The following is a 1,311-nucleotide window of genomic DNA, read 5'->3' on the forward strand; positions in this document are numbered from 1 at the left end:
ACAACTGACAGATGAAGTAAATAAGGCTATTTCCAACAGGAATATCACTGCGGCGATTCAGATACAGACCCTCGTATTAAGAACTTTAAATGACTTGCAACAGGAGGTAAGTTCCTACTACCCCCAAACTAACGAGGTTGACGACCTTCGCAGAATTTACCTGGAATCAATCAGAAATTATTACGCCGGAAACGCTAAAATTCTAGAAGGGTTGCAATTCTTCACCCCCTGGACCGCAACACAGGCTAGCATGGCTCTCTCGGGGGCGGATCAATACATAAGCACCGCCAACCGTCTGCTGGATAACTATAAATCGAGAGAGAACGACCTTTTTAAAAAACTTTTCCCTCTCCGCTGAACTGGTCAAAAGGGTTAAAAAGGAAACACGCAAATCATAATTTGTGAGATAAGAGGACCGTGCTGGGAAGTGCCGGCTGGCCGCGAGCCGGCACCCTCCATTGCTAATTTCTGGCCTCATTTATACGCGCCCTCCACCAGCCTCCTGGTCTCCTCGTAGTCCACCCCACCCTGGCAGGCCACCAACACAATAGAGACGGTGCCGGACTTCTGAAATTCCTTGATGATGGACTTCAGGCGGATCAGGAGGCAGAAGGTGACGACTACCGGGAAGCAATAGCTGGCGGCGAGTTTTATCCCGACCACCGCCGCAAAACTCGCGCCATAGCCCTGCTCATCTTCGCCAATTTTCCCGGTACCATAAACACCCGCGCCAGTACCTCCGTCGTTCTTTCTCCACCCGGAGCAGGTACCCTCAAACTGGACACCCTCCTAAACAAAAGCACCCCAGCCACCGTGCAGACCACAAAAAACACTACCCCAAGTACCTGACCGGTGTGAGCAATTTCAACCTCCTGCCCGGCAGGCGCTGCCTGAACTACCGTACCGGCCCTCACCACAATTTCCTTGACCGACTTCACCAGCCCGGTAACACTCTGTACCACCAGCCAGAAAATCCCGTACATGACCGCAAGACTGCCCCATAAGTCCCGCCGCAAAAATACCACAACCAGCCCCAGCAAAAGGCCTGAAAAGGCAAGACAGGCTGATTCCCCACCGGGCAACCCCAGTACCCCCGCCCAGTAACCACCAGCGTTCAAAAGGGCAATAAAAAAGCTCACTGCAATTCACTCCTCCGCTTTTCCCAAAAGCCACGCAGCACGGCCAACGGCACTTCCACCACCCGCACGTGAGGGTAAACCCCCGGGTCAATCCCCAAATCCTGTCCCTCGAGTTTTACAACTGCCACCCCCCGCCCATCCCGCTTAGCTTCCTCCACTGTATACCGCCGCA

General features: G+C 53.4%; 3 protein-coding genes. 1 reads left to right on the forward strand and 2 read right to left on the reverse strand.

The genetic code is table 11. The features are described 5' to 3' along the window. Nucleotides 1-358: hypothetical protein (locus ACPLUI_RS14905; protein WP_424661024.1), on the forward strand; the 358-nt coding region annotated here is incomplete at its 5' end. A gap of 116 nt (nt 359-474) precedes the next feature. Here the strand turns inward: ACPLUI_RS14905 and ACPLUI_RS14910 are convergent. Both ACPLUI_RS14910 and ACPLUI_RS14915 read right to left on the reverse strand, forming a co-directional pair. Then, nucleotides 475-663 carry a YvrJ family protein gene (locus ACPLUI_RS14910; protein ID WP_424661025.1) on the reverse strand — a complete coding sequence of 63 codons (189 nt, stop codon included), beginning with the start codon at nt 661-663 and terminating at the stop codon, nt 475-477. Next, on the reverse strand, nt 651-1,139 hold the full coding sequence (locus tag ACPLUI_RS14915) for a hypothetical protein (protein WP_424661026.1): 489 nt from the start codon (nt 1,137-1,139) through the stop codon (nt 651-653). Before ACPLUI_RS14915 ends, ACPLUI_RS14910 begins: the two co-directional genes overlap by 13 nt. Nucleotides 1,140-1,311: the final 172 nt, after the last annotated feature.

It is taken from the genome of Desulfofundulus sp. (genome assembly GCF_049701015.1).
GTDB lineage: Bacteria > Bacillota > Desulfotomaculia > Desulfotomaculales > Desulfovirgulaceae > Desulfofundulus.